General features: G+C 70.0%; 4 protein-coding genes and 1 pseudogene. 2 read left to right on the top strand and 3 right to left on the bottom strand.

Features of this window, described 5'->3' with window-relative positions; translation table 11 throughout:
- Both VOI19_RS16475 and VOI19_RS16470 read right to left on the bottom strand, forming a co-directional pair.
- A pseudogene (locus VOI19_RS16475) lies at positions 1-277 on the bottom strand (hypothetical protein); the annotation flags it as partial.
- Positions 274-570, bottom strand: a complete 297-nt coding sequence (locus VOI19_RS16470) for a type II toxin-antitoxin system VapB family antitoxin (protein WP_323794048.1) — start codon at positions 568-570, stop codon at positions 274-276. The gene VOI19_RS16470 and the pseudogene VOI19_RS16475, both read right to left, overlap by 4 nt.
- Before the next feature lie 67 nt (positions 571-637).
- On the opposite strand from VOI19_RS16470, the gene VOI19_RS16465 reads away from it, so the two are divergent.
- Positions 638-2,236 (top strand): helicase HerA-like domain-containing protein, encoded by a 1,599-nt coding sequence (locus VOI19_RS16465; RefSeq protein WP_323794047.1) that lies wholly within the window; start codon positions 638-640, stop codon positions 2,234-2,236.
- Positions 2,237-2,297: 61 nt separating this feature from the next.
- Here the strand turns inward: VOI19_RS16465 and VOI19_RS16460 are convergent, their stop codons facing one another.
- Positions 2,298-2,492, bottom strand: a complete 195-nt coding sequence (locus VOI19_RS16460; protein WP_323794046.1) for a hypothetical protein — start codon at positions 2,490-2,492, stop codon at positions 2,298-2,300.
- 114 nt (positions 2,493-2,606) lie between these two features.
- Here VOI19_RS16460 and VOI19_RS16455 point away from each other — a divergent pair, with 114 nt between their 5' ends.
- The gene (locus VOI19_RS16455) at positions 2,607-3,071 is read left to right on the top strand and encodes a nuclear transport factor 2 family protein (protein ID WP_323794045.1); all 465 of its coding nucleotides are present in this window, start codon (positions 2,607-2,609) and stop codon (positions 3,069-3,071) included.
- The last annotated feature ends 437 nt before the right edge of the window (positions 3,072-3,508 follow it).

Genomic DNA, 3,508 nt, shown 5'->3' with positions numbered 1-3,508 from the left:
GGCCGTTGGCGCCGCCGGCGTTGATCACGCTCACGGTGACGTCGGCCGGGGTGACGGAGTCGCCGGCCTCGAGGGTCCGGTCGGTGCAGACCGGCGGGTCGGCCGACTCCGGGAACGGCTCCGAGACGCGCTCGACGCCGATCCGCACCGCGAGCAGCACCAGCAGGAGCAGGGCGGCCAGGGTGGCGCCGGTCCGCAGGCGCGTGAGCACGGCCGGGCTCAGGGCGCGCACCTTGCGGCGTACGTCGTCGAGCATCGTGCTCGCGCGCTCGGTCATGCCGGCACCCGGTGGACGCGGGCGTGCAGGACGTGGCGCTGCTGGAGAGCCGCGCGCAGCGCACGGTGCAGGCCGTCCTCGAGATACAGGTCGTCGCCCCACTCGACGACGTGCGCGAAGAGGTCGCCGTAGAACGTCGAGTCCTCGTCGAGGAGGGCCACCAGCTGCAGGGTGTCCTTGGTGGTCACCAGCTCGTCGAGCCGCACCTGACGGGGCGGCACCGAGGCCCACTGGCCCTGGGAGAGACCGTGCGCGGGGTAGGGGCGCTCGCTGCCCACCCGTTTGAAGATCACCGTGCGAGTCTAGACAGTGCCTCGCCGTACTCGGCCCTGACCTCTCGTCCGCCACTACGGTGGAGCCATGACGGAGAAGCCCACCGCCCCCGAAGCCCCGCACCCGGTCGAGGAGGCCGTCCTCGCCGGCTACTCCTTCGAGGGCCCGGCCCTCGAGCTCGGCGGGCTCATGCTCGACGCCCAGACGCAGTCCGACGCCCGCGTGCGGATCCCACTCGGGATGCTCAACCGGCACGGCCTCGTGGCCGGCGCCACGGGCACGGGAAAGACCAAGACCCTTCAGCTCCTCGCCGAGCAGCTCAGCAGCAACGGTGTGCCCGTCTTCGCCGCCGACATCAAGGGCGACCTGTCCGGCCTCGCCACTCCTGGCGAGGGTGGGGAGAAGATCACCGCCCGCGCGGTCTCGGTCGGGCAGGAGTGGAGCGCCACCGGGTTCCCGGTCGAGTTCTACGCGCTCGGTGGCGAGGGCATCGGCATCCCCCTGCGGGTCACGATGTCGTCGTTCGGTCCGACGCTGCTGAGCAAGGTGCTCGGCCTCAACGACACTCAGGAGTCCAGCCTGGGCCTGGTCTTCCACTACGCCGACCAGGCCGGCCTGCCGCTGCTCGACCTCGCCGACCTGCGCGCGGTGGTGGCTCACCTGACGAGCGACGAGGGCAAGCCCGAGCTCAAGGCGCTCGGCGGTCTCTCCAGCGCCACCGCCGGGGTGATCCTGCGTGAGCTCATCAACTTCCAGGGCCAGGGGGCCGATGCCTTCTTCGGCGAGCCGGAGTTCGCCTCCTCCGACCTGCTCCAGGTCACCGCCGACGGCAAGGGCCTGATCTCGCTGGTCGAGCTGCCCAACCTGCAGGACCGGCCGGCGATCTTCTCGACGTTCCTCATGTGGCTGCTCGCCGACCTCTTCCACGACCTGCCCGAGGTCGGCGACATCGACCGCCCCAAGCTGGTGTTCTTCTTCGACGAGGCACACCTGCTCTTCCGCGACGCGTCGAAGGCGTTCCTCGACCAGATCGCCCAGACGGTCCGCCTGATCCGCTCCAAGGGTGTCGGTGTCTTCTTCGTGACCCAGAGCCCGACCGACGTCCCTGACGACGTGCTGGCCCAGCTCGGCTCGCGGGTGCAGCACCAGCTGCGCGCGCACACGCCCAACGACGCCAAGGCGCTCAAGGCGACCGTCAACACCTACCCCGGCAGCGCGTACGACGACCTCGGCGAGGTCATCACGAGCCTCGGGATCGGCGAGGCCGTCGTGACGGTGATGAACGAGCGCGGCGCTCCGACCCCCGTCGCCTGGACGCGCCTGCGAGCGCCGGAGTCGCTGATGGCGCCGTCCGACCCCGGGGCCATGGAGGCGACGGTCACCGCCAGCCCCCGCCACGCGACGTACGCGAGGGTCGTCGACCGCGAGTCGGCGCACGAGATCCTCGCGGCCAAGCTCGAGGAGGGTGCTCGCAAGCGGGCCGAGGAGGAGGCAGCCGAGGAGGCCGAGGAGGCCGCCGCCAAGGCGGAGAAGTCGTCGAAGTCGAAGTCGACGTCAACGACGAAGTCGAAGCAGGAGGACGGCAGCATCGTGCACGACGTCGTCAACTCCGGCGCCTTCAAGGACTTCATGCGCACGGCTGCGCGCGAGGTCGCCCGAGGGCTCTTCAGCACCGGCCGCCGTTGACGCTGACCGATGCCGCCCGATGCCGACTGGCGCTACCTGGCGTCACCTGGCCCCAACCGCGTCAGGCGGTCCAGCGAATGGCGTCGTCGAGGTGGTCGGCCAGGGCGTGGACGCCGCGCAGGTCGCTGCGGGTGCCCAACAGGGACGTGAGGCTTTTCGCGTGCTTCGCCTTCAGGGTCGAGCGCTGGGCGTGGCGGGTGTCGAGCGCAGCGCTCTCGGCGATCTGAGGGGTCTGGGGGATCTCGTTCCGGGTCATGGCATCAGCGTGAGCGGGCCTCGTTGACCGGAGATTGACCGCCGGTTACAACCGCGTCTCATGGAGCGTGACGCGCAGCACACTTCTGCTCGCGGGGCCGTTAGATTGCGCGGCATGACTGACAGCTCTGACCTCCGCGACGACATCGACGCGATCAGCCGCCTCAAGTACGCCTACCTGCGCTGCCTCGACACCAAGCAGTGGGACGACTTCTCCGACTGCTTCGTGCCCGAGGCGACGGCCGACTACAACGGCCTCGAGTTCGCCGACCGCACCGCGCTGGTCGACTACATGCGAGCCAACCTCGGCGAGGGGATGCTGACGCTGCACCAGGTGCACCACCCCGAGATCGACGTGGACGGCGACACCGCCACCGGCCGCTGGTACCTCCACGACCGGGTGATCGTCGACGCGGTGAAGTTCATGCTCGAGGGCGCAGCCTTCTACGAGGACCGCTACGTGCGCACGCCCGAGGGTTGGAAGGTCTCCCACACCGGCTACCGCCGCACCTGGGAGATGCACCACGACCTTACCGACGCCAAGGTCAAGGTCACCGGCCCCGGCATCCACCTGCACTGAGCGAGCACGACGAGATCCGGTGAGGTGCGCGCCGGCATCTCGATATGCCGGTGGCTCGCTGCGCTCGCTCCCCGGCTACTCGATGACCTCGGGTCGGCGGGTCTGGTTGTCGAGTAGTCGGCCGCGCGACGAAGGAGCGGGCCGGCGTATCGAGACGCTGGTGAGGTGCGCGCCGGCATCTCGATGTGCCGGTGGCTCGCTGCGCTCGCTCCCCGGCTACTCGATGACCTCGGGTCGGCGGGTCTGGTCGTCGAGTAGTCGGCCGCGCGACGAAGGAGCGGGTCGGCGTATCGAGACGCTGGTGGGGTGCGTGCCGGCATCTCGATGTGCCGGTGGCTCGCTGCGCTCGCTCCCCGGCTACTCGATGACCTCGGGTCGGCGGGTTTGGTTGTCGAGTAGTCGGCCGCGCGACGAAGGAGCGGGTCGGCGTATCGAGA

It is taken from the genome of Nocardioides sp., assembly GCF_034670285.1.
Lineage (GTDB): Bacteria > Actinomycetota > Actinomycetes > Propionibacteriales > Nocardioidaceae > Nocardioides.
The sequence above is the reverse complement of the archived record's forward strand: the minus strand, read 5'-3'. Positions and strand labels throughout refer to the sequence as shown.